Annotated in this window: 1 protein-coding gene; it reads left to right on the plus strand. The window is 51.2% G+C overall.

Going from position 1 to position 1,182, the window contains the following annotated elements; all coding sequences use genetic code 11:
* Window positions 1-338: 338 nt before the first annotated feature.
* Window positions 339-1,182, plus strand: an 844-nt coding sequence (locus tag EXE42_RS15435; protein ID WP_137706901.1) for a glycosyltransferase, incomplete at its 3' end; no start/stop codon positions are given.

The raw sequence follows: 1,182 nt of genomic DNA on the forward strand, positions 1-1,182 counted from the left end.
CTACGTCTGCCGCCGAAGAACCGGTCGATCTCATCATCGGGTAAAGCCTATTCAAGTGTATTCTCGAAATTTGAAGCGTGATAACGGCACGTACTAGTTCCGAGGTATTACTACGAGAGGTTGTAGAGGTGTGCGCAGTCGGCACACGGGTTTTCCATTCGGTCATCGACTGATTTTATTACTGACATGAGATAGTACTAACCACTTACTTCCCGTTAGGTATTTCCTTTCTTGTTCATTTTGGCTGCCCGACTCACAATCCTAGTTAGTCGCTGGTCTGTAATTAGAAGTCTTCTGGTCCCAAACCGTTATAATCGCTGACCGAAGACGGAGATCAAATGCATCTTGCGCTGGTCGTGGAAGATCCCGCCTCCACTAAGGGGCCCGATACCCAAGCTAATAATCTTCTGAAATCCCTCGATACGTGTACGGATACGGTGGATGAGATTACGGTCATATGTAAAGATGGAGCGAGCCCTGATTACCGATCATCGAATATCAGTACTGCCGACGTACTTGATTCCCACCAGCCGTTCGCCTCGCTAAAAAGAGTGTTCGAATGTTGCCGAACGGTAGACCTAGTCCACGTGTTCGCAGCTAACTGGCGCATCGTCTTGGCAATCATGGGACTGTCAAGAACTCCCGTACTACTCGGAACGTCGACGACATTCCGCGCACTCCCGCACCGAATCGCGGTACGTCTCTACCGACCGAACGCGGTATTCGCTAGCGTCGAACCCTTCGAGACCGCCATCAGCGAGATGGGCTACCGACGTGACAGAACGTTTTTTATACCCAACGGAATTGACACCGATATCTTCTCCCCCCCGGGCCAGAAGAAAAGAGAGGAAATCCGCCGAATCCTCGGCGATCGACACGAACTCTCATTGGCAGAGAATATCATTATTTGGGTGAACCACCTCAACGATCACAAGCGACCACTCCTGGCGCTCCAAGCCTTTCAGCAGTTTAGACAACAGAGAGACGACGTATCGCTCCTCATGATTGGGGATGGGCCTCAACGGGCGGCAGTTGAGGAGATGGCCGAGAATATATCAGACGCGCACTGCTTGGGATTTATCGACCACGATGCCGTTCATGACTACTACCGTGTTGCCGACCTCAACCTTGTCACATCAAGATCGGAGGGTATCTCTAACGTCGTCTATGAGGGGATGGCCT

Origin of the sequence: Halorubrum sp. SP3 (assembly GCF_005435195.1) — an archaeon.
In the GTDB taxonomy this organism is placed as follows: domain Archaea; phylum Halobacteriota; class Halobacteria; order Halobacteriales; family Haloferacaceae; genus Halorubrum; species Halorubrum sodomense.